This window comes from Pseudomonas syringae CC1557 (assembly GCF_000452705.1).
Taxonomy (GTDB): Bacteria; Pseudomonadota; Gammaproteobacteria; order Pseudomonadales; family Pseudomonadaceae; genus Aquipseudomonas; species Aquipseudomonas syringae_F.
In genome coordinates, this window is the sequence record NZ_CP007014.1 from 5,582,781 (window position 1) to 5,606,168 (window position 23,388).

22 protein-coding genes and 2 pseudogenes are annotated in these 23,388 nt (G+C 52.5%); 15 read left to right on the forward strand and 9 right to left on the reverse strand.

The genetic code is table 11. From position 1 onward, the window contains the following. Window positions 1–13 precede the first annotated feature (13 nt). The 12 genes from N018_RS24590 (at window position 14) to N018_RS24645 (ending at window position 13,038) form a co-directional block, all read left to right on the forward strand. Window positions 14–532 (forward strand): Hcp family type VI secretion system effector, encoded by a 519-nt coding sequence (locus tag N018_RS24590; RefSeq protein ID WP_025390992.1) that lies wholly within the window; start codon window positions 14–16, stop codon window positions 530–532. Between the two features lie 92 nt (window positions 533–624). Then, complete coding sequence (gene tssA, locus N018_RS24595) at window positions 625–1,722, forward strand: type VI secretion system protein TssA (protein WP_025390993.1); 1,098 nt, start codon at window positions 625–627, stop codon at window positions 1,720–1,722. Between the two features lie 177 nt (window positions 1,723–1,899). Next, a complete protein-coding gene (locus tag N018_RS24600) occupies window positions 1,900–2,325 on the forward strand; it encodes a DUF2628 domain-containing protein (protein ID WP_025390994.1) in 426 nt (141 codons plus the stop codon). Between the two features lie 35 nt (window positions 2,326–2,360). Continuing rightward, window positions 2,361–2,681, forward strand: coding sequence for a hypothetical protein (locus tag N018_RS24605; RefSeq protein WP_025390995.1), 321 nt, complete (start codon window positions 2,361–2,363; stop codon window positions 2,679–2,681). A 97-nt stretch (window positions 2,682–2,778) separates the two neighbouring features. Continuing rightward, window positions 2,779–3,033, forward strand: coding sequence for a PAAR domain-containing protein (locus tag N018_RS24610; RefSeq protein WP_025390996.1), 255 nt, complete (start codon window positions 2,779–2,781; stop codon window positions 3,031–3,033). Window positions 3,034–3,083: 50 nt separating this feature from the next. Then, window positions 3,084–5,132, forward strand: coding sequence for a phospholipase D-like domain-containing protein (locus N018_RS24615; protein WP_025390997.1), 2,049 nt, complete (start codon window positions 3,084–3,086; stop codon window positions 5,130–5,132). Continuing rightward, on the forward strand, window positions 5,101–6,159 hold the full coding sequence (locus N018_RS24620) for an SEL1-like repeat protein (protein WP_229631206.1): 1,059 nt from the start codon (window positions 5,101–5,103) through the stop codon (window positions 6,157–6,159). The genes N018_RS24615 and N018_RS24620 overlap by 32 nt, the downstream gene beginning before the upstream one ends. 100 nt (window positions 6,160–6,259) lie before the next feature. Further along, window positions 6,260–7,294: an SEL1-like repeat protein gene (locus N018_RS24625; protein ID WP_025390999.1), complete on the forward strand. Its 1,035-nt coding sequence runs from the start codon at window positions 6,260–6,262 to the stop codon at window positions 7,292–7,294. Window positions 7,295–7,357: 63 nt separating this feature from the next. Beyond that, complete coding sequence (locus N018_RS24630; protein ID WP_025391000.1) at window positions 7,358–8,440, forward strand: hypothetical protein; 1,083 nt, start codon at window positions 7,358–7,360, stop codon at window positions 8,438–8,440. A gap of 33 nt (window positions 8,441–8,473) precedes the next feature. After that, entirely contained in the window at window positions 8,474–11,350 is a 2,877-nt protein-coding gene (locus tag N018_RS24635) for a type VI secretion system Vgr family protein (RefSeq protein WP_051476188.1), read from the forward strand. 164 nt (window positions 11,351–11,514) lie between these two features. Then, window positions 11,515–12,219 (forward strand): hypothetical protein, encoded by a 705-nt coding sequence (locus tag N018_RS24640; RefSeq protein WP_154219976.1) that lies wholly within the window; start codon window positions 11,515–11,517, stop codon window positions 12,217–12,219. Window positions 12,220–12,306: 87 nt separating this feature from the next. Next, window positions 12,307–13,038, forward strand: a complete 732-nt coding sequence (locus N018_RS24645; protein WP_025391003.1) for a hypothetical protein — start codon at window positions 12,307–12,309, stop codon at window positions 13,036–13,038. 36 nt (window positions 13,039–13,074) lie between these two features. Here N018_RS24645 and N018_RS24650 read toward each other — a convergent pair whose 3' ends face one another. The 9 genes and pseudogenes from N018_RS24650 to N018_RS24690 all read right to left on the reverse strand — a co-directional run bounded on the left by N018_RS24650 (window position 13,075) and on the right by N018_RS24690 (window position 19,039). Beyond that, a complete protein-coding gene (locus N018_RS24650) occupies window positions 13,075–13,422 on the reverse strand; it encodes a PQQ-binding-like beta-propeller repeat protein (RefSeq protein WP_025391004.1) in 348 nt (115 codons plus the stop codon). Window positions 13,423–13,425: 3 nt separating this feature from the next. Beyond that, entirely contained in the window at window positions 13,426–13,980 is a 555-nt protein-coding gene (locus N018_RS24655) for an HD domain-containing protein (RefSeq protein ID WP_025391005.1), read from the reverse strand. Between the two features lie 78 nt (window positions 13,981–14,058). Next, on the reverse strand, window positions 14,059–15,156 hold the full coding sequence (gene tri1, locus N018_RS24660) for an ADP-ribosylarginine hydrolase Tri1 (RefSeq protein ID WP_025391006.1): 1,098 nt from the start codon (window positions 15,154–15,156) through the stop codon (window positions 14,059–14,061). A gap of 85 nt (window positions 15,157–15,241) precedes the next feature. Further along, on the reverse strand, window positions 15,242–15,505 hold the full coding sequence (locus N018_RS24665; RefSeq protein WP_025391007.1) for a hypothetical protein: 264 nt from the start codon (window positions 15,503–15,505) through the stop codon (window positions 15,242–15,244). 55 nt (window positions 15,506–15,560) lie between these two features. Then, window positions 15,561–15,873: pseudogene (locus tag N018_RS24670) on the reverse strand (immunity protein Tsi6 family protein). Between the two features lie 494 nt (window positions 15,874–16,367). After that, window positions 16,368–16,676: a hypothetical protein gene (locus tag N018_RS24675; protein WP_025391008.1), complete on the reverse strand. Its 309-nt coding sequence runs from the start codon at window positions 16,674–16,676 to the stop codon at window positions 16,368–16,370. 162 nt (window positions 16,677–16,838) lie between these two features. Next, window positions 16,839–17,143 (reverse strand): annotated as a pseudogene (locus N018_RS24680) (hypothetical protein). Window positions 17,144–17,288: 145 nt separating this feature from the next. Further along, the gene (locus tag N018_RS24685) at window positions 17,289–17,585 is read right to left on the reverse strand and encodes an immunity protein Tsi6 family protein (RefSeq protein ID WP_025391009.1); all 297 of its coding nucleotides are present in this window, start codon (window positions 17,583–17,585) and stop codon (window positions 17,289–17,291) included. Beyond that, the gene (locus N018_RS24690; RefSeq protein ID WP_025391010.1) at window positions 17,582–19,039 is read right to left on the reverse strand and encodes a polymorphic toxin type 46 domain-containing protein; all 1,458 of its coding nucleotides are present in this window, start codon (window positions 19,037–19,039) and stop codon (window positions 17,582–17,584) included. Before N018_RS24690 ends, N018_RS24685 begins: the two co-directional genes overlap by 4 nt. A 660-nt stretch (window positions 19,040–19,699) precedes the next feature. Between N018_RS24690 and N018_RS24695 the strand changes: the two genes are divergently transcribed. Genes N018_RS24695 through N018_RS27055 form a run of 3 tightly spaced genes read left to right on the forward strand, consistent with a single transcriptional unit; the run spans window position 19,700 to window position 23,382 of the window. After that, entirely contained in the window at window positions 19,700–21,535 is a 1,836-nt protein-coding gene (locus tag N018_RS24695; protein ID WP_025391011.1) for a type VI secretion system Vgr family protein, read from the forward strand. A 21-nt stretch (window positions 21,536–21,556) separates the two neighbouring features. Beyond that, on the forward strand, window positions 21,557–22,168 hold the full coding sequence (locus N018_RS24700; RefSeq protein ID WP_025391012.1) for a DcrB-related protein: 612 nt from the start codon (window positions 21,557–21,559) through the stop codon (window positions 22,166–22,168). Continuing rightward, the gene (locus N018_RS27055; protein WP_025391013.1) at window positions 22,165–23,382 is read left to right on the forward strand and encodes a PAAR domain-containing protein; all 1,218 of its coding nucleotides are present in this window, start codon (window positions 22,165–22,167) and stop codon (window positions 23,380–23,382) included. The genes N018_RS24700 and N018_RS27055 overlap by 4 nt, the downstream gene beginning before the upstream one ends. Window positions 23,383–23,388 lie beyond the last annotated feature (6 nt).

A 23,388-nucleotide genomic window follows, 5' to 3' on the forward strand; every position in this document is an offset into this window, starting at 1 on the left:
GGAGAAGCAGAAAATGGCATTTGACGCATACATCCAAATCGACGGTATCCCAGGCGAAGTTCTGGACGACAAGCACAAGGACTGGATCGAAGTGCTGGGCTACGAGTTCGGCGCTACCCAGGCCACCTCCGCGACTGCCAGCTCGTCGGGCGGTGCTTCGTCCGAGCGCGTTGCATTGAGCGACTTCAGCATCCGCAAGTCTGTGGACAAGGCTTCTGCCAAGCTGTTCGAAGCATGCTGCAAAGGTACTCACATCGCCAAAATCCAGTTGAACGTCAACCGTGCAGGCGGCGACAAGCTGACCTACCTGACCATCAACCTGGAAGAAGTGGTCGTATCTTCCGTGAAAGCTATTGCTGGCGGTAGCCAGAAGGGCGAAGACAACGCAGTCAGCGATCTGCCGATTGAAGAAATCAGCTTCAACTTCGCTCGCATCAAGACCACCTACACCCAACAGAGCCGTTCCGATGGCCAGGGTGGCGGTAACGTCACCGGCGGCTGGGACCGCACTGCGAACAAAGTCTTCGCATAAGTCTGTGACACCTCGGGTCGCGCACGCGGCCCGTCTTCAGCGCCGTGTCTGTCCGGGCACGGTGTTCTTTTATCCTCTGATCAGAGTTGACCATGTCTGAATTTCTCAACGACCTTTCGCTTGCCGATCTGACGGCGCCCATCAACGGGGGAAGCGGCGAAGACATGAGCTTTTCCACCCTGTTCGATCAGGTCAAGGAAGCTCGTCGAGCAGACCCCGACTACCTCACCCAAGGTGACTGGCAAACCGATCTGAAGTCCTCGGACTGGGATCAGACCATCACGTTGGCCGCACAGGGCCTTGCCGAACAAAGCAAGGACCTGATGCTCGTCGCCTGGCTCAGCGAAGCCCTGGCGCACAAATACCACTTTGTCGGCATCACCTTCGGCCTGACCCTGGCCGAGCGGATTCTACAAAAGTTCTGGGACGATCTGTACCCGTCTCTGGAGGACGGCGTAGAAGAACGTGCCGCTCGCCTGGCATGGCTGAAAACCTCGCTGACCGAAGTCGTCGGCGGACTGCCGATCACTCAGGGGCAGAGCTTTGGCCTATTGCGCTACGACGAGTCGCGCCACGTGGAAAACCTCGCGCTGCAAAACCCCAAGGCCATGCAGGCCGCTGTTGACGAAGGCAAGATCAACGCCGAAATCTTCCAGCGCTCGGTCGTCCTCACCGACTCGGACCACCTGCGCCTCAAGGCCAGCGAAATCGCCGCCAGCCTCTATGCCTGCCAACAGCTCCAGGCCACCGCCGACACACTGTTCGGCCGCGACGCGCCAAGCCTCGTCACCCTCAGCGACATCCTGCAACGCGCCGGGCAACTGACCGAAAAGCTGCTCAAGGACCGAGGCATCGAACTGAGCCCGGCCCCCGCCGCCACGGTTCAGGCCGCACCCGAAATCGCCGTCGCCCAACCCGCAGGTGCCGTAATGACCCAGGCCAGCCAGGACAGCGCGTCCGCACCACTGCGCACAACCCCGACCACACGCGACGAAGCCTTCACCATGCTCGCCGGCATCGCACAGTTCTTCAAAAACACCGAACCCCAAAGCCCCGTCCCGTACCTCATCGAGCGCGCCATCAAGTGGGGCAACATGCCGCTGGAAGGCTGGCTGAACGACGTCATCAAAGACAGCAACGTCGTGGACAGCATTCGCGATGTGCTGGGTACGAAAGAGCCTAAGCAGTAAGGGCAGTTTGTAGGATCGGTCTGTATGAACGTGCGTACAGACCATCAGGAAATGCACCACGGGGCGAGTCTGTCTGTACGACTGACGTGCCCATGATTTACCCGTATTTTGCGTCATACCCGGCGCTGCGACAGGGAACGACCATTCACGTGATTCACACACATCAGGGATTAGAGAATGAACACGTCAGACCCGGTAAACGCATCAGGCCACTACAGCGATAAATGGAAAGAACGCTTCGCCTTTTTTGAAGCGAATGGCGGTCCGAGCGCACCGGGCTTCAGACCCGCGCTCAAGCAACTGCCGTTTCTGAAAAAAGTGAAAATCAACTTCAACTTCTTCGCGTTCTTTTTTGGGCCGGTTTACCTGTTCATCATGGGGTTATGGAAGAAGAACTTGTCCTTTATCGCGATCATGATAGTGGTGTCCGTCGCATCGGACATCGTGATGGAAATGTTTGATTTTCGCTACGCCAGAGAGGCCAGCTCTGCACTCGGTTTTGTGTTTAACGCGCTCTACGGGCAGCTGACTAACTATGCCTATTATCTCAATGAAGTGAAAGGCAAGCAGAGCTGGAATCCCTTTGAGGGGATACGTTGGTAATGCGAGCACATGGATTCTATTTCAGGGAGATTTAAATGTTTGAACCTGTAGCCATTACAGTAGTATTACTGTTTTTTTTAGCGCTGGGATTTTTTACTGTCTACGCGCCGATTAGAACCATTGCTTCGTTGATTCGGCGTAACAATCCTCTTGACCGTGTGTCGCGGTTTTCTTACGCAATGTCGACCTGCTTATCATTTCCCACGGCAGGCTATGCATTCCTCGTTGCTTTCGTTGATTCGGACCAGACCGAAACGTTTTTATGGCTTTCGGCCTATCTTTTTTTACAGGCAATAATGATGGCGGTACTGATGATTAAAACCAGAGGACGCTCAAGGCTTGATAAATTTTTGTAGCTTCCTGGCGTTCGCCTCACATAGTTGAAGTCTGCCGTTTGTAAATCCCACCTCTCATTTGAACAGGCATGGAGCCATTACTCACAAGGAAGCCAATATGCGCCCAATCATCGTTGTCAACGATCCCACCACCGATGCGGGTCAGGTCCTTGAGGGATCGCCCAGCACATTCATAAACGGTTTGGCCGTAGCGCGGGTCGGTGACCGAGTGTCCTGCCCACATGGTATAGGGACCATCGTCAGCGGAGATGAAACACTGCTGGTGGACGGCCGCCCGGTTGCCCGGGAAGGTGATTTCATTTCCTGTGGCGCGCGGCTGATGGCAACGCAGCAGGATACCGTGGACCTCTAAGGAACAGAGATGAACACAACACTCAGCATTAACGCACCGGGAGCTTGACCATGGCCACACCTTCGATCACCACTCCGGTTGCTACCAGCAAAAACATGTCGTGCAACATCAACCTCCCGTGGTTTGTGCAGGGCACCGAGTACTGTCCGGCAGAAGCTACTTTTGAGCCTTTGGTCAATGGCGAGCGCGCATTCGGCGCGGTGTACGACACGATCATGGCTGCCACGCAGAGTGTTGAAATCATCTGCTGGGGGTTTCAGCCTTCGATGTATTTCAAGCGTGGCGATACCAGTTCGCTGTGTATTGGTGAGCTCTTGGCTAAGAAGGCCAAAGAAGGGGTTCAGGTCAAAGTCCTCTGCTGGTATGACTCGACTCACATGGCCCAATCTCTGGAGAACCCGACACCCGGCGATAACGTCAGCAACTGGGCACCCGGCCTTGATGATTTTTTCCATGCTACCTCTATTTCAAAGGGGCTAGGCTTTGATCGCGTGAACAAGACGCTTGAAGAATTGCGCGCTAAAGGCGAACAGAATCGCAACAAAGACCAAATCGAGATCGACAAGTTGTGGTACCGCCAGGTTCGCCTCGCCTACACCGGCGCTGAAACCGGCCCTATCGAATTAGGTCAACGCTTTTTCCGCGTGATGGGATGGGGCGACGAAGAATCTATCAAAAACACGACTTTACAGTTCGTCACACGAGACTTCTCTGTCACTGACCGGGTGGAAATTGCATGGCGATTAGCGATGGAAGCACTTGATCAAGATCGCAGTAAAACAAATAAAGCGATGAGTACCACGGCTATGTTCGCCGCACCGACTCACCACCAAAAAATGGTGCTGGTAGATTACGAGAAGCCCGAGCTCGCGGTTGGCTTCGTGATGGGGCACAACACACTGGATGCTTACTGGGACAAGGACGACCATGCCTATGAGCGAATGGCCGCGCAGAAAGGCCGAAACGGGGCGACACCTCGACAGGATATTTCGAGCCGTGTCACCGGCCCCATTCTTGAATATCTGAATCAGAATTTTTGTGAGGCTTGGGAGAAGGAAACCCATATCAATTTGCTTCCCGCTCGCAAGCACATTGTTGATCAGCTAAAGGCTCGCCAGGCCTATGGCACGCCACTCATGGCGCAGATCTTGAGAACTCATAGCCAAAGCAACGTGAGGGATATTGAAAAGCTTTACCTGAAGGCGGTAAACAATACGACCCAGTTTATCTACATCGAGAATCAATATTTCCGCTGGCCACCGCTCGCGGAGAAGATCAAAAGTGTTGTCCAGAGCCTTCTGGATGCTGGTCGCGACCTTAAAAAACATGGGCCTATCTATCTCTTCGTCGTGACAAACTCTTCTAACGAAGGCATGGGGGACGGATCCGTCAATACATTTCGTATGCTCAAGCACTTGGGCCGCCCGGAGCTTCTGCCAGGAGTCGCGCAGGCAGAACGGCATGACGAACTGATGGATGAATTATACTCAGCCAAACAGGAAGAGCTCTTGGCTACTCAGAAAGCTGCGGCCTTCAATCAGATCCACGGGATTGATCATACAGAACGAGCGGCTCGCATTTACGAACCGTTGAAAAGCAAGCTAGCAGAAGCCCGTGCCAAGGTTGAAAGACTTGAGCAGGAAATGCCTGGAAAAGACGCAGAGCCTATAACGCCTTCAGAAATCCCAGGGCTCAAGATGCACATATGTACATTGGTCGCACCTGATTCTCCCCAAGATGACTGGATGGATGTCTATGTACACAGCAAACTGATGATCGTCGATGACGTGTTTACCACTATTGGCTCGGCTAATATTAATACAAGAAGCATGCAGGCTGACACTGAGCTCAACATATGCATTGAAGACCCTGCAATAACTAAACCGCTGCGCGAGCATTTATTTAGAATACATACAGGCGATCAAGAAAATGAGGAAAATATTGCGATTACTTTTGATAACTGGGGAGATATCATTAGAGAAAACGGAAGCCGAAGAGTTAAAAAAACACCGACAGGGGTAGAGCCCGAAAAGCGCCCCCCTTATAGATCACTTGTAGAATTTTTGAATGAAAGTTCAGCGAGAAAAAATCTTGATTAAAAAAATATGTAATCTAAGCATTGTTATTTTTATTTTATCAGTAACTGCCTGTTCAAAAAAGGAAGAGTCTGTGGCAACTCAATCTCAAATGGATTTCGCCTACGAAAGGCTAAAATTCAGCTGTGTTCACGAGAAAGACCATCTACCCACACTAGATAAAAATGCCGACCTATTATATAAATACGCTTTACGCCTTGAGCAAATCGACAAAAAGAAAGCATACGACGAAATAGCGTCTTACTATCGCATAGCAGCAGCGCACGGGCACTACAAAGCCGCAACCAATTTACAAACGCTTTTATCAGAGGGCACGGTAAAGTCGCCTAATGCTTCAAAAGAAACTATTGAGCTAGTTAAGAAATTTATAGCTCAAGATATACCCGGCGCATATTACGATATGGCACATTACCTAGAGAAAGGTTACGGTGTAAAGCAAGACCTACCTGCATCGAAAGCATACTTTCGGCGCGCTGCCGACCTGGGAAATCCCGATGCACAATACTATGTAGCCCGGCTACTTTCCAAAGTCCCTGACACAGCCGATGTAATGCAGGCGATGTACAAATGCGCGATGGAGCAAGGTAATGGACCCGCAGGCGTTTATTATGCAAGCTATTCAAAAGTTATTGGCAATTATGCGGATGCAGTTACAGGCTACCACGTCGCAATTCGAAACGGTAATTACGATGCAGCACGCAATCTGGAGCGCGCTTTTAAAGGCCCACCACCATCCGAAGAGCTTTACTACATGGCGTTGAAGCGAGATGTGGAACGTGTGGAGCGCCTAGAAAAAGTACGCATATTCCTTACAGAGAATCAATATCTCGGACCAAAAGTGCCAGACATCGACCAAATCGTACCCCTGCCCCCAGCCAAGCTTCCGGAATGGGACGGCACATTCGAATGGCTGAAAAAACGCGAGTCCACGCCCCCTGCCGAAAAGCCATCGGAAGACATGATCCGGGCGCTAAGCCAGGAGAAAGGCCTCGACCCTGAAACAGGTCTTCCATTACCTGCATCGAAGTGAAAAAGACATGCGTTGAGTCATACCCGGCACATGCGTAGAGGGAAGGGACTCCAATTCCGGGAAGCTTGTCCCACAAATAGGCACATACAAGGGAATGGAAATGTTCACAAGGCTGGTTTTTCTGGCAATTCTCACCACAAGCCTCTGCGCTTGCGAGAAGAAAGGTCACGACAGCGTTACTGATGAAGACATGGCTAAAGCCATGGAGAGGCTTTCGTTTACCTGCACTCACGAAGCCGACAATCTGCCTGCTATAAGCGAGGATGCTCAGGTGCTGTATCGCTATGCACTATTTCTGGAATCGAAAAAAGGCGCCAAAGACTATCAGCAAATAGGCAGATACTACCGCTTGGCCTATGCAGCAGGTAACTATAAAGCGGCGACCAACCTGCATAACCTGATTTCTCAAGGTGCTGTTGACAGTGGCAATCGCAGCAAAGAGGCGATTGACATTGTGGAGCATCTGATCGCGCAAGGTATTCCAGGCGGTTACTACGATATGGGGCATTATTTGGAAGTCGGCTACGGCGTAGTACGAAATAAGGGCAGCGCGTATGCCTACTTTCGCAGGGCGGCAGACTTAGGCAATCCTGCTGCACAATTTTATGTCGCTCGATTACTGTCTAGCATCCCGGCCGATACCGCCGATGTCATGCAAGCAATGTACAAATGCGCGATGGAGCAAGGTAATGGGCCAGCCGGCGTTCATTACGCAAGCTATTCAAAAGTTGTTGGCCATTATGCGGATGCGGTTACCAGCTTTCACACCGCAATTCGAAACGGTGACTACGATGCAGCCCGCAATCTGGCCCGTGCTTTTGAAGGCCCGCCACCATCGGAAGAGCTTTACTATATGGCCTTGCAGCGAGATGAAGAGCGTGTGAAGCGATTGGATAATATAAATATGTTTCTCTCGCGCCATGAGCATCTTGGAGCAAAAGTCCCAGATCTGGACGATATCGTTCCACTTCCTCCAGCACCGTTACCCGAGTGGGACGGCACGTTCAAATGGAAGCGTGATCGTGATTCCACTGCACCACCTTCGCCTCCATCGGAAGAGCTGATTCAACGGATGGCGGCTGAAAAGAACCTCGACCCCGCTACAGGCATGCCTTTGGCAGCCGTAAAAAAATAAACGATCTCTACTTGCACGACAGCGCGATATCCAAAACCTCGCGCGCGCTCTTAAGGAAAAGAAATGCTTGGTCCCCGTAGGAGTATTTACGATCGCCTGTCCGAAAAGCGTCTGGCTGATCTTGAGCGGCAGCGCGTGGTCGAGGCGCAGTTGCCGAAGGGTAATTTCACCTCGGGCTCTGTGGCGGTGGTCAACGCCTGGGTGTGGTTGCCTTGCGGTGTATTCGAAGCGCCGCTGACGGCTGATGAGCTGGCGCTACGCCGTGCGGATTTTGATCATGATCCGCGTCTGGTTGACTCGCGCAGTTTGCGACGGCCTCTGCGCCGTCTGGATACACCGGCTGTTCGGTCGCCTGCCGTTGATGCAGCTGGGCGGGCTGTCGAGATTCTCAAGGCGATGTTTGCCCAGTGGGATGAGGCGTTCTGTTCGCAGGTCGACTGGGCGAACACTCAGGTCATGCTGTTTACACCCACAGCACTCAATGAGCTGGACTGGCTGGCCGCTGTTTGCAGGCTGTGGCCTCGCGAGCGTTTACCTTATTACGCGTTTGACGTCACCACTCAGCCGGTGGCGCAGTGGCTACCCGAAGTCCTGGGGCAAAGCTACGGTGCGCCCTACCTCTTGTGCCTGAGCCTGGATACCTGGGCGTGCAAGGAGCAGATGAAGGTCGGTGAACCCGGCGAAATGGCTGGGGAGGCGGTCAGCGCGGTCCTGCTGCAACGCGAATCCAGCCCTCCTGAACCGCTGCGCGAAGGCGCTTTGAAACTGTTTGCGCCCGTCACTGAACACCATGTCAGCCGTTACTCACAGACCCGCACCGACACGCAGGCGCTGGAAAGCCTGATGGCCGGGCTAAGTGCCCGAACCGGCTTCGACGCAGAGAAAATCAAGGTGCTGATCGGCGATGGCGCGTTCGATGGGCAGCGTTTGCAGCAGCTCCATCATTACGCTCGGTCCTCTTTGCCTGGCCTCGATCTGGAACGCCAGATCCGTTTGAACACGCTGGGCGCTCGGGTCGGGCCTGCCACTGAGCAATGGGCGCAGATCGGGCTGGCGTGGCTGGCTGCCAGCGCAGAACCGGGCAGCGCCGCATGGATACTGGACCGTGGTTGCGCGGATCAGACTCAGGGCTGGCTGATCGGCTGATCACCCAAGGAATTGTGAGAAAGGGATGTACCTATGAACTCGATACTCGACGCCGCCATGAACGCCTTCAGCGGGCCGCTCAGTCAGGCTGGTCGCCTGCTGGAATTGAAGACGCCACAAGGTCAGGAACTGTTTGCGCTGCGTGCACATGCCGTGGAGCGTCTGAGCCACGTGGCGCGCTACACGATCGACGTGATCAATCAGACCACCGACTTCGACCCGGAAAAGCTGATTGGTCAGGCAGTGCAACTGAGCATCCGTCTCGACGACGGCAGCCTGAGCCCTCGGCATGGCTGGGTCGAGAGTGTGCGTTATCTCGGCAGCGATGGCGGGCTCGAGGATTGGCAGCTGGTCTTTGCGCCGTGGTTCAGCCTGCTGGAATACCGCATTGATTGCCGGATCTGGCAAGAAATGAGCTTGCCAGACATCCTCGCTCAGGTGTTTCAGCACTATAGCCAGGCACGGGCCAACTACCGCTTCGACCTGCAACGCGACTACCCGCTGCTGTCATACGTGACGCAGTTCAACGAGACCGACGCCAACTTCGTTCAGCGCTGGTGCGAGCAGGAAGGCCTTTTCTGGTACGTGGAGCACAAGGTCGACAATCATTGCATCGTGTTCACCGACAACATTGACTCTCTGCCCACACTGAACCCCACAAGCCTGCGTTTTCATACCCAGCAGGCCGCCGACCTGAAAGACAGTATCACCCAGTGGAGCCCCGGCGCTCGCCTGCTCAATGGTTTGGTGCAGTGGCGCAGCAGCGAATACCGCAGCCATGCGCAGCCACAGATCACTCACTCCATGGCACTGCCTGCCGCATCCGCGCCTCCTGACCTCGAACGTTACCAATACCGTGGCCAGTATGCATGGCAGAACCTCGGCCGAGGCGAATGGCTCGCACGCGTGCAGATCGAACAGGATGAGTCGGCGGCCCGTCGCATTCAGGGTCAGGGCGGGGCTCGTCAGATGCAGCCCGGTCATGGCTTTGAGCTAACTCAACATCCGCTTTACGAGCTCAAGACGCTCCAGGACCGTCAGTTCCTGATCGTCGCCGTGGAGTTCTTTGTGCAGAGCAACCTGCCGATCGGCAAGACGCGATCAAGCCCACCCGGAAGCCTGAAAACACAGTTGGATGCACTGCAGGCGCAAGCTTCGCTACCGGCGGGCGATGAGGGCTTCTACCTGAATCGCTTTGAAACACAGCGTCTGGATATTCCCTATCGCAGCCCGTTTACCCATCAAAAACCGGCCCACCCAGGCCCACAGACAGCAGTCGTCGTGACACCCGGCGGGCATGAGGTTTTCACTGACAACCTGAACCGGGTTTGCGTGCGCTTTCACTGGGATCGTCTGGTGAAGGATGGAGAGCTTGGTTCGTGCTGGCTGCGCATGATGCAGTCGAGCAGCGGTCAGGACTGGGGCAGCGTCAATGTGCCGCGCGCTGGCGAAGAGGTTGTCGTCACCTTTCTTGATAACGATATCGACCGTCCGCTGATCATGGGGCAGGTCTACGGCGGACATAAGCCTGCGTGGCATTCCAGTGGCCTGATGAGTGGCTATAAAAGTCAGGAGATTCAGGGGAGCGGCTATAACCAGTGGGTGATGGACGATTCCACCGGCCAGGTCAGGACCCAGATCCACAGTAGCCATGGGCATAGTCAGCTGAACCTCGGTTACCTGATCGACCAACAGGGCAATTCGCGAGGCGCACTGCGCGGCGCAGGTTTCGAGCTGCGGACTGACGCCTACGGTGCCTTGCGTGCTCAGCAAGGTCTGTACTTGAGCACTTGGCCACGCAACAAGGCGCAAGGCGGGCAGATTGATACCCAGGAAGCTCAACAGCATCTGAGCAACGCTCAAGCGCGGTTCAAGGCATTGTCGGAAATAGCCGAACAGCACAACGCGCTGCCAATGCCGGGCGGTATCGAAAGTCTCGACCAGCTCAACGCCGATACTCAGGCCAATTACGGCAGTGGCGGTGACAGCCAGGTCAGCAGCACTCAGCAACAGCGTAACGGCGGTGACACCAAGGCGGCAATCATGAGCGGCGGCCGTGGCCAGACGTCAGGCTATAAGAAGCCCTTGCTGGTCGCATCCTCACCGGCCGACATCGCGACCGTCACCCCGCAAAATACTCACATCCACAGCGGCAAACAGTTAACGCTTTCGACCGGTGAAGACACCAATCTGGCCAGCGGCAAGTCGCTATTGGTGAGTGTCGCGCAAAGCATCAGTCTGTTCGCCCAGGCGGCAGGCGCCAAGCTGTTTGCAGCAAAAGGCAAAGTTGAAATACAGGCACAAAACGACAGCATTGAACTGACCGCGAAGGAAAGCGTGCGTATCACCTCCACCGCTCGTACCATCGAGATTGCGGCGCAGGAAGAAATCCTGCTGACCAGCGGCGCAGCTTACATTCGCATCAAGGGCGGCAATATCGAGATTCATGCCCCCGGGACCATCGATGTAAAAGGCGTGAAAAAGACTTTCGACGGCCCTGCGCAGCTCAATCGGGATAATCCGGCATGGCCGACCGACTCGATCAAACAAAAGCTTACAGCTTACGCCGGGCTTAGCAGTGCGGCGGGCTATCAGGCATGGGCAGGTCAGCCGTATACCATCTTTGCAGACGGCGCCGAGGTCAAAAAAGGAGTGATGGACGCCAGCGGACAGATCGCCATCGACCATCACGTTACAACCAGCCAGTACCGTATTGACCTGAGTAACGGCGTTAGCTACGACCTGCCAGTAGCGGCCGATTACAAAGGTGATCCCAAAAATGCGGAACTGGCCAACCGCGGGCTTCACCGCCACGAAAGCGCTTCGCACCCAGACGTCAAACCGAGCGACAATCGCAGTCTGTTCCGTAACAGGTATGATCAGTTGAGCAATCCGGAGTCGGACGCGTGATTGTTTTGGGGTGCCTGGATGCCTACCCGGTTACCTGCAGACATTGCTGATGAAATTACCTATGCTCCAGGGCTGCGTCTGCGGCAGCCAGCCTCTTGGGGCAGAAGGTAATTTCGCACTAGAGTTCAGATCAGGTCGCTGGGATTACTTTCAAAATGACGACTATGTACGACCCGGATCCACCTACTTTGAAAAAGGGGACGATAACAGCATTTTTTTTCGTCATCGCCTCTGCTGCTTTTGGCCCAGCCAATTTCCCTGGCTACTGGTGGTTATATGGCTGCTTTTCGGTCCTGATGTTTTTTTATACCCTGTATCTAATTTACAGGTGCGAACGCTTTACAACTTTCACCCTGAGCCTGCTTTCCTCTTTTGTCTTTTCGTTTGGATTTGCCGCTGCAGGGTTAGCTCATGTGGTGCTTCTAGAAGACTTGGCTGCGTCCGTTTCTGAAGCGGTTGCTGTGAACGTCGGCTTGATCGTGGCTATGCTCGCAATCTATGCCGGCATTTACTTTTCCCCGTCGACGGTTTTTCCTTTTTGCATTACTGGAAATAGAGTTTCGCGGATGTTGTTGAAGTCCGCCGGGCTAAGTGCAGGGTTTATTTCATGTGTTGGCACGTTGGTGTCCGCAGCGTTTATAGGCGCTGTTTCGGAGTTGACCTCAAGTGCGGTGGCGGTATTGGGTATGTTCTTTATTTGCGTCGCTTTAATGGTGTATGAGCGGCATGCAATCCGGGGGCTACGCAGCCTCCGCATCAAGGAGAAAACCCTGCCTGTCCCCTACACCTTCATGCAAATCGACGAGATTCGCGAGGCTCGCAGTCGCTGGTGGTTGGGCAAGCTTTTCAAGTGGGTCGCGGGCACCTGATGGAGCTGGCCTGCTCGAGCAAAATCCTGTGACCAGGCCCGGCATGACTAAGAATGCGGAGAACACAATCAAGGAATACCTACCATAATGAGCACCATATACGATCCAGACGCACGAACGGTCAAGCAGGCATCGGTAGCGATATTTTTACTGACCGTGACCCTCGGTGTGATAGGCCCCTTAAGTTTTTCGGGTGGATGGTGGGTTTACGGATGTTTATCGTCAGCGGCGTTTATTTACATGCTTTATATGCGATACACGTGTGAACGCTACACGTTGTTTACCTCAAGCTATTTCATTCTATTGATTTTCCTTCTCGCATTTGCAACCGCGTGCGTAAGCTACACCGTTGTTACAGACGATTTAGGTGGCTCTGAGTTCGCGGGCGGGCTTGCCACTTTATTCATATTGACTTCTGTCATGCTGATCTATTTGTTTATATACTTTACGCCGACAAAAGAATTTCCATTCGAGGTGTCCGGCAATAAGGTTTCTTTCAGCGCCCCTGATACATCCAGCCTCCCCGCCAGCATTGTTGCAGGCCTTGGAACATTAATGGCCTCTGTAGTTATCCGATCTGCTACCCCGTTTACAACGGGCATCCTTATTATTTTGCTATTTTTATTCGGGTGCACTTTCATGCTCATACACTCCCGCCATCTTATTAGAGGCCTGCGCACCCTACGCATCCAGGAGAGAACCATGCCCACCCCCTATACCTTCATGCAAATCGACGAGATTCGCAAAGCGCGCAGTCGGTGGTGGCTGGGCAGGCTGTTCAAGTGGGTCGCTTCGTGGTCCAGGTCGCCGGGCACTTGATATTCGATGACCGCTACATGACGGCCCGGCACCCCGCTATTTATCGAACTGGATAACCCGAATCTCGCCATTTTCCGCATCCACCGCGTAGGTCACACCATTCCAGCAACCCACGACGATCTGATCATTGTCGTCACAGCAAAGACTTATGAACGGCTTGTCGGCCTGCGTGCCATGTGGGCTTTCATCGATCTGCCAGAGGACCTCGCCAGTCATCAAAATAGCGAAGATATTCCGGTTGAAAACCTTTCCGGCCGATGGCTCAAGCCGAATTAATACTTTGCCGCCGGACAGCAGAAACGTATCCACTGGATAAGGCATGCAGACACGCTGACTCTTTATCCAGAGTTCCCCGTCCACGATTCGACAAAGATGCAAACTCATCACTCAGCCTTCAAAGCCATCAACATACAGCGCCTCGTAACGCACCACTGTATCGGTGAGCCGCTGACGCAGATACCCGCTCGCATGCCCCAAGGCTGCCAGGATCTGCGCCGACTCGATCAGATACGACGCTCGCTTAGCCTTCTTCCAGGTGGACGGCGCTGACTGGAGATTGGTGATGCGATCACACAACTTGACCGACGCAGCTTCTTTGGAATGACTGGCGATCCCGGCGAAATAAAGCGCTTCGGAAAACGGCACGATCAGGTTCTTGCTCAGGCACGCCACGGCTGAGGCGAGCTCCACACCGAACGCTTCAGCCAACTCATCCTGAGTCACGGGCGTATCCTCCAGCACGTCGTGCAGCAACGCTGTAGGCAAGGCCATTTCAAGCGCGCCCACGGATTCTTCGCGATGGGCAAAGATCAACTCATTGGCGACCATCGCTACGTGGGTGGTGTAAGGAAGGTCCGAGCCTGTCATCTTTTGGCCGACGTGGGCATGAGATGCGAATAGCCAGGCTTTGTTGTAGAGGTGTTGCAGGCATGGTTTGGGCATTTGGGTCAGATTCCTTGAGACGCGATAGAAGTCAGGGGCTGTGAGCTGATCCTCGGAGAGAGTACGCGCGTTTCCCTATCAGTCGCCCAAGGGGTCCTGCAGCGGCGCACGCTCGAACAACTGTTGAGCCAGTCCCTGAATATGCTCGGACCATGCGACTTTCTTGACCCATTCCTCAGGCATGCCCGACACCCCATACAGAGCGCCGGCGATTTGTCCGGCAGTGGCGGCTACGCTGTCGGCATCATCAGCCAGGTTGGCGGCGAGCAGGATGGCGTCTTTGAAATTGTCGGTATTCCAAACGGCCCACAGGGCTGCTTCGAGTGTGTCGATGACATAGCCGGAGGAGCGGATCTGGTCGCGGTTTTTTTCTTTGTATTCGCCTGCGTTGATGATCATTACCCGAGGCTGAAACGGACCAATCATGGGAGAACAAACTTCCTGTTTATCCGCCCCATTTAAAGCAAAATGTAATTTAGCCCCTAGAAGCTCGCAACAGCTCACTGCCTCAACTGCGCAGTGCGTAGTTTTACTTTGTGTTTGACTCTCCATCCATGTAGTGATCAGAGAGTTTCGCCGAAAAATAGCTGTCGGAGCCAATCTGATGATTGAGCCGTTGCCCGCTGTACTAGGTTCCCAGTTGCCGTTCCAACTCAATCCTTCTTTTAGCCAGCCTTCAAGTGCGTTACGTGTCGCATTACCAATATCAAAACAAACGCCGTTTGCGCTATTTTCTCCTTGCTGATACCAGCGGCATAGCCGATTCAAGTAGTCTGCGTAATCCAGCTTTCCATTCGCGAGATAGCAGTCAGCCAAGCAAAGAGCCAGGCTGGTATCATCTGTCCATTCGCCCGCGTTAAGATTGAAAGGACCTCCACCCACCATGTCATGGACGTGACTACGATCACGAGGCAAGAATTCCAGTGTTGTGCCGACGGCATCACCTATGGCTAGCCCAAGCAGGCAGCCTTGTGCACGGTCCAGCGCCTGCGCTTCGGTCAAGGTGCATGCCCTTGAGGCTATCCAGTCGGGCCTTTCTATCGGCAACCTCGGTGCGTCAGCCTCCAACATGCAATCCATACGTTGAGGCAACCGCGCAGAGGGCGGCGGTAGCATGTGACGGTAGCGCTCAACATATGGATGGAGGGTTTCGTTGGAGCTTCTCAAGTCAATCATGGGTCCTTCCAGAATAATTTCTCAAGGGACAGAGTCGGGATAAAAAGTCGCTGTCTTTCGGAGATTCTATACTGCTTGTTAACGGCTAAATAGCCGTTCCCCTGTTTGCTCCTGGCTTCTGGATCAAAAGATCATCTCGCTCTCTCCTGCGGCATGTCGTGGCGAAAGCATCCGCAGCATTCAGGTCTGCGTGGAAAAGATCGAAGCTGGCTTTGTCGATCTCGTAATGCTCCTCGTAGTCGACGAAACTGCTACTCACCGGGAATGATAAATAAAAACGACCTGAGGTTTCCTCGATGCCCAAGGAGAACATTAGGTCGCGATGTACAAAAGTGTCGTTAAATTTCATAGTTCCTCTTGAGATTTCACTTCCCGAGCTATTTCGACATGGACCACGCGCTACCTTAGTCACGATATAGAATGCCGGTGGGAAGTTTAATTTTCAGTCCGTTTTCTGACTGATTCCGATGTAAAAACATCCATCAGCGCTCGTGCCAGTTCGTAATCTGTTTCTTCAAACTCCTTGGCTGCAAGGGCACCGATGAAAAGCTTGTGAAGTCTGGACTTGTATTTCTCAACGTCCTCAAAAACGGATTTTATATAGAGAAGCTGATTTAGAACTGATGCGTATATCGGAAACGCAGGATGGCGACTAATACGCACTTCGGTGAGTAAAATAGCATGACTTATAAATTCCATGGCGGATTCAAACTTCATTATCGGCCTCCCCTAACACATAACATGCTTCATCACTGCGGCACACACGAGCTATTTCCGATTTCGTTCTGCACGAAGTATTTTTAAGAGCGGAGGTTCTCCGCCCGCAATCTCAATTGAAAATACAGCATATGCTTCTTCCAAATCGCTGTACTCCTGAAGTCCGTTTTCAGTAAAACGATAACGCCCCGGAATCTTACCCCATTGTATGGGTGATATAATACTTTTTGACTTTGCTAGTTCCAGCAATACCCTCAGGTCATTATAGAGATGTAACGCCTGAACATCTTTACTTGTATACTCCTTTAGCTTCTCCTCTAAAACTCTTGCTGAAGAACTCAATTCTTCTATGTTAATTTTTAGCACCTCATGATTTAAACTATCACAGCCAAAAAGAAAAATTTATTCGCCCCCCTACCACTGCTAGAAATAAGCTGCACTGCTTCGTTTCTCATTCCCTATTCCCTATTCCCTATTCCCTATTCCCAGATATTTCAGTCCTTAGCCATTTTGGCCAGCAAAATTTTGTAAGCCTCAGTTTCTCGCCCCTCGATGAGTTCCATATAGAAATCTGTATATGCAGCCTCCAAATCTTTATATGACTGTAAACTTGTCTCAGTGAAAAGCTTGTAACCTGGAATATCTCGCGGCTCAACCATTTCAGTGATTTGGCCTCGCTCTGCTCGGGAAAGCAAATCCTCAAGATTCAATAACAATATTGAAGCATTAGGGTCACGATGTTTATAAAATTTAAGTTTGTCACGAAGCGTTGTAGCTGCCATTCTCAAAGCTTCAACATCCATATGTATATTACTCCTATTTGCTATGGCGCAGGTTATCCTGGGCATTAGCTAATTCTCACCAGTGCATATGCTATATGTCTCAGAAAGCAGGTCATGCAGCATCAAGATAGCAAGGCACGTGCGCCACACAGAGAAAAAGTTAACTGCCCGTGACACTCACCTTCACTCCTCGCTCATTTCCCTTTTCAACTTACGTAACAAAGGAGTCTCTCCACCAGTCAGTTCAACCTGAACTCTGCGAAAGCATGCTCAAGATGGGGATATAGCTGCAAGCCCTCGTCGGTGAATAGGTAACGCCCCGGAATGTCTCGCCACTGCAACTTAACTGTTATCATGCCAAACTCGGCCAGTTCCATCAGTGGTTCGATTTCAGCCCGAAACGTTTCAACAACGTGATCTGATTTTTTCAAATCTTCAATCACCTCACGCAGTTTTTGTGTTTTTTGCTTAAGCTTTTCGATATCCATATGAACCTTTAGCAGCACTAGCAACAAAACTTGAGCATCATCTCTTCGTATGAAATCATCTTTCTCGTAAGAGCTAATGTAACCGCTTCAAAAGCTGTAAATGCGCAAGTACTCCACGCCTGCACCGCTTTTAAAAAGTTCGATACTAGTCGGGAAGTATAATTTTCAATCCGCGAGCTGACTGTATAGCAACATAGTGAGCATCCCTCAAAGCGCGGTCCAACTCTGGGTCGGTTTCCTCAAACTCCTTTGACGCAATAGCACCTATAGTCAATTGATGAAGTCTGGATTTATCTTTTTCTGTCCCCTCAAAAACGGCTTTCACGTAGTCAAGCTGAGCAAGGAGCATATCGTACACCGGAAATTGAGGGCATTTGTCACGCCTATCAACAGTTACTTCGATAGCTTTTTTAATATAATCAATCGGCGCTTTAATATTCATGGTTGGCCCGGCGCAATGAGTTTAAACAATTCTTTCTGGAGTGCCGTCATTTGTCTAGCCCCCCCTATTGCATCATAAGGCTGATGGCGTATAGACCATGTATCAACTACGGGTGCAGACGTACTCCTTAGCAAAGTTACCTTATCAGTGGATTGATAAATATTCAACACTTTCGGTACCACTATCTCAGTTTTGTAGATTTTACCAAGCGGGTTGATTCCTAATTGGCCCGGCGCAACATTCGGCGTTGGCGAAAACCACACTCCTTGCACGCCGTCTGGCACTTGATACTGCCAAAGATTCTTGCCTCTGTTGATCGTTTCAACATAGACCGGCTTCGTAAAATCTAGTCCAGACATGTATTTTTCGTAATCGACAGGCTTGAGTCCTTGCGACTTGAAAAAATCAACAGCAGTTTCTCGATTTCCACGAATATAAATATCTTGTACAAGATCACCAGTACGACCAAATCTTTTGTTCAGATAATCTCGGCGCGATTGAACCTCCAGCACTTTCTTTTCGGCTGGCTTCGCTTGCGGTCTTGCAGCGGGTTGTTCTTGTTTATCATATTGTTGCGCATCTGTTTGTTTGAAAGACACAGGCTCAGTACCCCTCAACTCCGGCTGAGCCAACAACCTCTGCTCATTACGCGCCAACCAATTCGCAAACTGCTTGTTTGAAATCTCCGTCTGGAGCTTGGCACTGCGCGCAGCAATGCTATCCATGCTGCCCATGAGGCCTGCCTTGACCTGCCCACGCGTCATATAGGTCACGATGGCCGTAAAGAGCAGTACCACCAGTTGCTCTTGGCCCTTTGCAAGCTGGCGGGCAGCGCGATCAATGCGCTCCTGGATTTCGTATGCCGAACCACCAGTGGGGTCAAGGCCCTCGGGTTTCAAACCTTCGTCAGCGTGCCAGGCAGTGGCGAAGCCTTCCTGTAGGGTAGAAAGGCAAGCAGGCAGGCCTTGGTAGAAATACTCAGCGATCGATGAGAGGCCCAGCGTCAACAAGATCAGATTGCCAACCTGTAAACCAATGCCCGCTCCCGCTGCCGCTACGGGCACAGCGCCCACACCAAAGAAAGCCGCCCCGGCAATGCCCCCAGCGATCGTCCCGACCGCAACGCTGCCGCCCAGAATCATCGCCACTTCTTTGACCAGTTGCAGCAGTACCGGGAGGATCTGTTCGATCTCGATCGACGCCCACTTGCGCTTAAGATTCGACTCGATAATGGGCTGGGAAAGCCGCATCGCTGCTTTCACCGAGTCAATCCTGTTGCCTCCCATGTACCCGTAGGCTTGAGTGGCTGTGGTACTGACGCGTCGAGTAAAGCCATTCCAGCTGTCGTGAGCGCTCTGCAGCCCATCGCTGTAGCCTTGGTTTAGCGTATTGAATTTATCATCGAGGTTTCGCTCGATGTCATCCCAGCTAGGAACATTGGCTAATAGGTCCATTTACACGTCACAGTCCTGGGTTGAAGGAAGCTAGCACCGGTGCCTTGCTTGACCACGAATCAGCGTGGGCTGGGCAGTGCGTATGTCGCCTGTCAGACCTGAATATTTGAGCTGAATTTCAAGGCAAGCTCATTTTTCTCATCTGCGAAACAGACCGCAATGATGCCGTTAAGCCATCAACCAGTCGAGTCTTCACTTAAACCATTGTGAATACTAAGTATTTAGCCATTAAAAAGTATCTGGGCTCGGTGTAATCAAAACGCCCATAGATAGCGTGTCTTCATCAAAATCACAGCCAACGCCTGAGCCGCATGGTTGTGGTTGACACGGCGCAGCACCACGGTGTTTCCTTTCATACTTTAAGATAAGAACTGTAACGGTTTTGTGAGAGATGTAGGGTATTTTTACTGAGCTAGTGGCACTTTCACACTAATTTATGGTCGCACGCTGCAGTATTTGCGAGATGTGGAATGCATCTGTAGCCCTGGTCCTACGAGATTTTCGGAGGTTTAGGGCGCGGTGCACATCCGTGGTTAATGTCAATCCACTGCCCTAAATGATTGATACTTAAGCACCAGACCTAAGCCGTGACTTGTCAATTCGTAATCGTTAGCCGCTAAACCCGGCGGTGCTGGCCTCCCTGCCCTCAAGGAGATATACATGTTGATGGACCTTGCCGCGATGCTTTCGCCGCAGAACCGGCGCCTTTTCAAATTCAAGAACCTCGCCAATCCTGAGCAGGAACTGCTGCTGGAGTCCTTCCGGGGGACTGAAGGTCTTTCGCGTGCGTACCAATTTGATCTGCTATTGGTGTGCCAGGACTCCGGGGTCGAGCTGAAGTCGATGATGGGCCAACATGTGGTCATCGAGATCGAGCTGGCCGATGGCTCGCCACGCTACATCGCTGGCTATCTCACACGCTTTGCCAGTGCTGGAAGCGACGGCGGCATGGCTAAATACACGGCAACGCTCAACCCCTGGTTCTCAATGCTGAAGAACCGCTTCGACACACGTATCTTCCAGGGGAATACGGTTGAGGAAGTCGTTACCCAAGTGTTCGCGATGTGTACCGCGTTCTCTAAGCATGAGTTTCGCCTGAGCAAGCCGCTCAAGCGCTATACCTACATCACTCAATACCGAGAATCCGACTTCAACTTCGTCCAGCGTCTGTTGGAAGAAGAAGGGATGTTCTATTACTTCGAGCACACCGCCGAAGGCCACACCATGATCATCTGCGATGACTCCACCACGCTGGTGCCATTGCCGGAACAGCCCCAGATACGCTTCCATTCGGCTTCGGTTACCGAGACCGCCGACTCCATCACCGATTGGAACGGCGACCGCAAGCTGCAATCAGGAAAGATGGCTGTTCAGACCTTTGACTACCGTCAGCCGAACAACAGGCTGCCGGTTACCATGAACAGCCTGAATAAGCAGGGTGATGTCGAAAATTTCGAGGTGTACGACTTCCCCGGCCAGTACACACATGGCACTTACGATGAAGGTGAAGCGCTGTTGCGACTGCGCGTTGAAGCGCTTGAGTTGAGAGGCAAGAGCTTTCGGGGCGCCAGTAACTGTCGCGCCATGAAGCCTGGATATACCTTCGAACTGCTGCAGCATTACGACCACGATCAGGGTTCGCCTGAGGATCGCCAGTTTCTGCTCGTTCTTGTTGATAGCGAAGGCCACAACAATTATCTCAACGGTCAGCAAGCCAGCTACTTCAACACCTTCTCCTGCGTACGCAAAAAGATAGTTTTCCGCCCCCAGCTCACCACCAATCGCTCCGTCATTTCCGGACCGCAGACTGCTATCGTTGTGGGCCCGCCCGGAGAAGAAATCTTCACCGACGAACTAGGTCGCGTGAAGATCCAGTTCCACTGGGATCGCAAAGGTGAGCACAACGACAAAAGCTCCTGCTGGGTCCGCGTAGCTCAATCCGGCGCCAGTGGTGGCTTCGGCAGCATCCAAATACCGCGCGTTGACGACGAAGTTGTCGTGGTCTTCCTTGATGGCAACCCTGACCGACCTCTGATCATGGGCAGCGTCTACAACAGCCAGAATACCCCGCCGTGGTCTTTGCCAGCCAACAAGACACAGAGCGGTTTCCTGACTCGTTCCATGAAAGGACACGGCGGCAACGCCAACTTCTTTCGCTTTGAGGACAAGGCTGGCGCAGAGCAGGTAAGCCTGCACGCCGAGCGCAATCTGGACACCGATATCGAGGTAGATGAGAGCCACACTGTCGGAGGTAACCGGACCATTAAAGTGGAGGGCATGCACTCCGAAACTATAAAGCTGGAGACAAGCATCGCTGTCCAAGAAGGCTCGTATTTTGTGACAGTAGATAAGGGTGAAGTAAAAATAAAATCGGCCACATCCATCACGCTTGAGGTGGGCTCCAGTAAGCTCGTGATGAACGCTGATGGGACCATTACGCTGTCCGGTATCACAGTAAATATAGACGGCACTACCAAAATCAACCTAAACAAATAAGCGACCGACAGGAGTAGCCGCATGCGTCAACGAACGGATGGCCGTACAAGTTTTTATGATCGTCTATCAGAGAACCGCATTCGTGAGGAAAAGCGTCTGGAAGAGGAACGCCTTGCCCAAGAGGCGCTTGATGCTATTCCAGTGCCTAAACGCTTTCATACCAATGAGCTGAGTTTTATTCGCCCCCAAGGCTTCAAGGATAAGACCTTTCACGTGTTCACCATGACGGATATCGGGCCTAGCCCGTTTTCACTTGTGGTGGGTAGATCACCTGTTATTCCCGGCGCAGATCTTGAAACGATGGCTCAGCAACTGCTGGCCGAGTTAAAAAAATCGCTGTCGCACGCCGAATGGATTGAGCCGGTCACTCCGGTGGTGGTGGCTGGACTGGATGCTCGTCGCGTCGAGTTTCGCTGGCGCCAACAGGGACAACCTGTTCATCAACTGCAGTTGATCTTTTTACACCACGACGAGCACCGGCAACCGCTGCTCATGCAAATCACGGGTACAAGCAACAACCCTCAAGGTATGACGGCTGAGGAGCGTCAGTACTTCGACTCAATTGTCGAAACGCTTGAATTGCGGCAGTCGCCAGGTCCGGATGAGCCTCTCGAAGAGGCTATCCCGATATGACAGCGGCAGCGCGCCTTGATGACCCGATTGAACACTCCAGTGCGTTGGGTGGTTTGCTAGCTGGGTTGGCAATTGGTGCCGGGGCCGTGCTGGTCGGCATCGCGGTTGTCGGTACGGGCGGATTGGGTGCACTCGCACTTGGGGCAATGGTTGGTGCTGGTGCTGCGACGGGTGCCGGTATTGGTCAGCTCATCGGTAGCCTCTCGTTTGCGTGTCACAACGCTGGGCAAATAAAGACCGGATCCGGAAATGTCTACATCAATGGAAAACCGGCAGCCCGGGCGCATGTTGATACGGCGGTATGTACTCAACATAGCGGGACACCACAGATCCTCGCTCAAGGTAGCGACTCGGTTTACATCAACAACCTACCCGCAGCTCGCGTAGGTGATCGAACTATTTGTGATGCGAAAATAAGTGCTGGCTCAAGCAACGTTTTTATTGGTGGTGGCACGGAGACAACCGATGCGATTAATCCTGAAGTCCCAGAGCTGATTGAGCGCGCAGTAATAGCGCTGGGGCTTGCGAGTGCTTTTGTGCTGGCGAGTCCAGTTATTGTCATCGCGGGGTTGGTCGGCGGTATCGCGGGTGGTCTCGGAGGTAATTGGGCAGGCGGCAAACTGTTTGGCGAAGGCTCCGATGGTCAGAAGCTAATGGCTTTTGGCGGAGCGCTGTTGGGTGGAGGGCTGGGAGGGAAAGGCGGCAAGTGGTTTGATGCGCGATATGAGTTTAAAACTCAAGGTTTGGGCTCGAACTTTGGGAATGTGAAAATAGTTCCTAAGGCGAACATAGCCACTGAGCCGACAGTGGCACCTAAGCCGACGAGAGGGCCAAATGGACGGTTTGTTAAAACATCGGAGGGTACTCGGTTAAATCGGAAAACAGAATATCCAAGTAGCTACCGAGCTGGAGTGAAAGACGCGGTCCTCGACGCGAATACGATTGAAGGCGGAAAGCATGCCGGTAAAGTAATGACGGTTGATGGAGATAGGGTATACAGGGATGACCCTAGACTGACAATTGAGCATAACAAACCAGTTGTTGAACATTGGAATGAGCAAGGTTACAATTCGACTAGGGCGGAGAGGAACGACTTTTATAATAATACCAAAGACCTTAGTTTAAAGTTAAAAGTTGAGAACAGTAGGCAAGGCGGTGTAATGTCCGCGAGCGGTGTTAGGTACAGACAGGATGTAGGGCCGGATTATAACTAGTGGGGG

What these genes read in the sequence shown, in the direction of transcription:
- N018_RS24690 (WP_025391010.1), bottom strand. Translation starts at nt 19,039, where the DNA reads ATGGACCTATTAGCCAATGTTCCTAGCTGGGATGACATCGAGCGAAAC.
- N018_RS24615 (WP_025390997.1), top strand. Translation starts at nt 3,084, where the DNA reads ATGGCCACACCTTCGATCACCACTCCGGTTGCTACCAGCAAAAACATG.
- N018_RS24600 (WP_025390994.1), top strand. Translation starts at nt 1,900, where the DNA reads ATGAACACGTCAGACCCGGTAAACGCATCAGGCCACTACAGCGATAAA.
- N018_RS24635 (WP_051476188.1), top strand. Translation starts at nt 8,474, where the DNA reads ATGAACTCGATACTCGACGCCGCCATGAACGCCTTCAGCGGGCCGCTC.
- N018_RS24610 (WP_025390996.1), top strand. Translation starts at nt 2,779, where the DNA reads ATGCGCCCAATCATCGTTGTCAACGATCCCACCACCGATGCGGGTCAG.
- N018_RS24685 (WP_025391009.1), bottom strand. Translation starts at nt 17,585, where the DNA reads ATGAATATTAAAGCGCCGATTGATTATATTAAAAAAGCTATCGAAGTA.
- N018_RS24695 (WP_025391011.1), top strand. Translation starts at nt 19,700, where the DNA reads ATGTTGATGGACCTTGCCGCGATGCTTTCGCCGCAGAACCGGCGCCTT.
- N018_RS24630 (WP_025391000.1), top strand. Translation starts at nt 7,358, where the DNA reads ATGCTTGGTCCCCGTAGGAGTATTTACGATCGCCTGTCCGAAAAGCGT.
- N018_RS24650 (WP_025391004.1), bottom strand. Translation starts at nt 13,422, where the DNA reads ATGAGTTTGCATCTTTGTCGAATCGTGGACGGGGAACTCTGGATAAAG.
- N018_RS24655 (WP_025391005.1), bottom strand. Translation starts at nt 13,980, where the DNA reads ATGCCCAAACCATGCCTGCAACACCTCTACAACAAAGCCTGGCTATTC.
- N018_RS24605 (WP_025390995.1), top strand. Translation starts at nt 2,361, where the DNA reads ATGTTTGAACCTGTAGCCATTACAGTAGTATTACTGTTTTTTTTAGCG.
- N018_RS24640 (WP_154219976.1), top strand. Translation starts at nt 11,515, where the DNA reads ATGTACGACCCGGATCCACCTACTTTGAAAAAGGGGACGATAACAGCA.
- N018_RS27055 (WP_025391013.1), top strand. Translation starts at nt 22,165, where the DNA reads ATGACAGCGGCAGCGCGCCTTGATGACCCGATTGAACACTCCAGTGCG.
- N018_RS24620 (WP_229631206.1), top strand. Translation starts at nt 5,101, where the DNA reads ATGAAAGTTCAGCGAGAAAAAATCTTGATTAAAAAAATATGTAATCTA.
- tri1 (WP_025391006.1), bottom strand. Translation starts at nt 15,156, where the DNA reads ATGATTGACTTGAGAAGCTCCAACGAAACCCTCCATCCATATGTTGAG.
- N018_RS24665 (WP_025391007.1), bottom strand. Translation starts at nt 15,505, where the DNA reads ATGAAATTTAACGACACTTTTGTACATCGCGACCTAATGTTCTCCTTG.
- N018_RS24645 (WP_025391003.1), top strand. Translation starts at nt 12,307, where the DNA reads ATGAGCACCATATACGATCCAGACGCACGAACGGTCAAGCAGGCATCG.
- N018_RS24675 (WP_025391008.1), bottom strand. Translation starts at nt 16,676, where the DNA reads ATGGATGTTGAAGCTTTGAGAATGGCAGCTACAACGCTTCGTGACAAA.
- N018_RS24700 (WP_025391012.1), top strand. Translation starts at nt 21,557, where the DNA reads ATGCGTCAACGAACGGATGGCCGTACAAGTTTTTATGATCGTCTATCA.
- tssA (WP_025390993.1), top strand. Translation starts at nt 625, where the DNA reads ATGTCTGAATTTCTCAACGACCTTTCGCTTGCCGATCTGACGGCGCCC.
- N018_RS24625 (WP_025390999.1), top strand. Translation starts at nt 6,260, where the DNA reads ATGTTCACAAGGCTGGTTTTTCTGGCAATTCTCACCACAAGCCTCTGC.
- N018_RS24590 (WP_025390992.1), top strand. Translation starts at nt 14, where the DNA reads ATGGCATTTGACGCATACATCCAAATCGACGGTATCCCAGGCGAAGTT.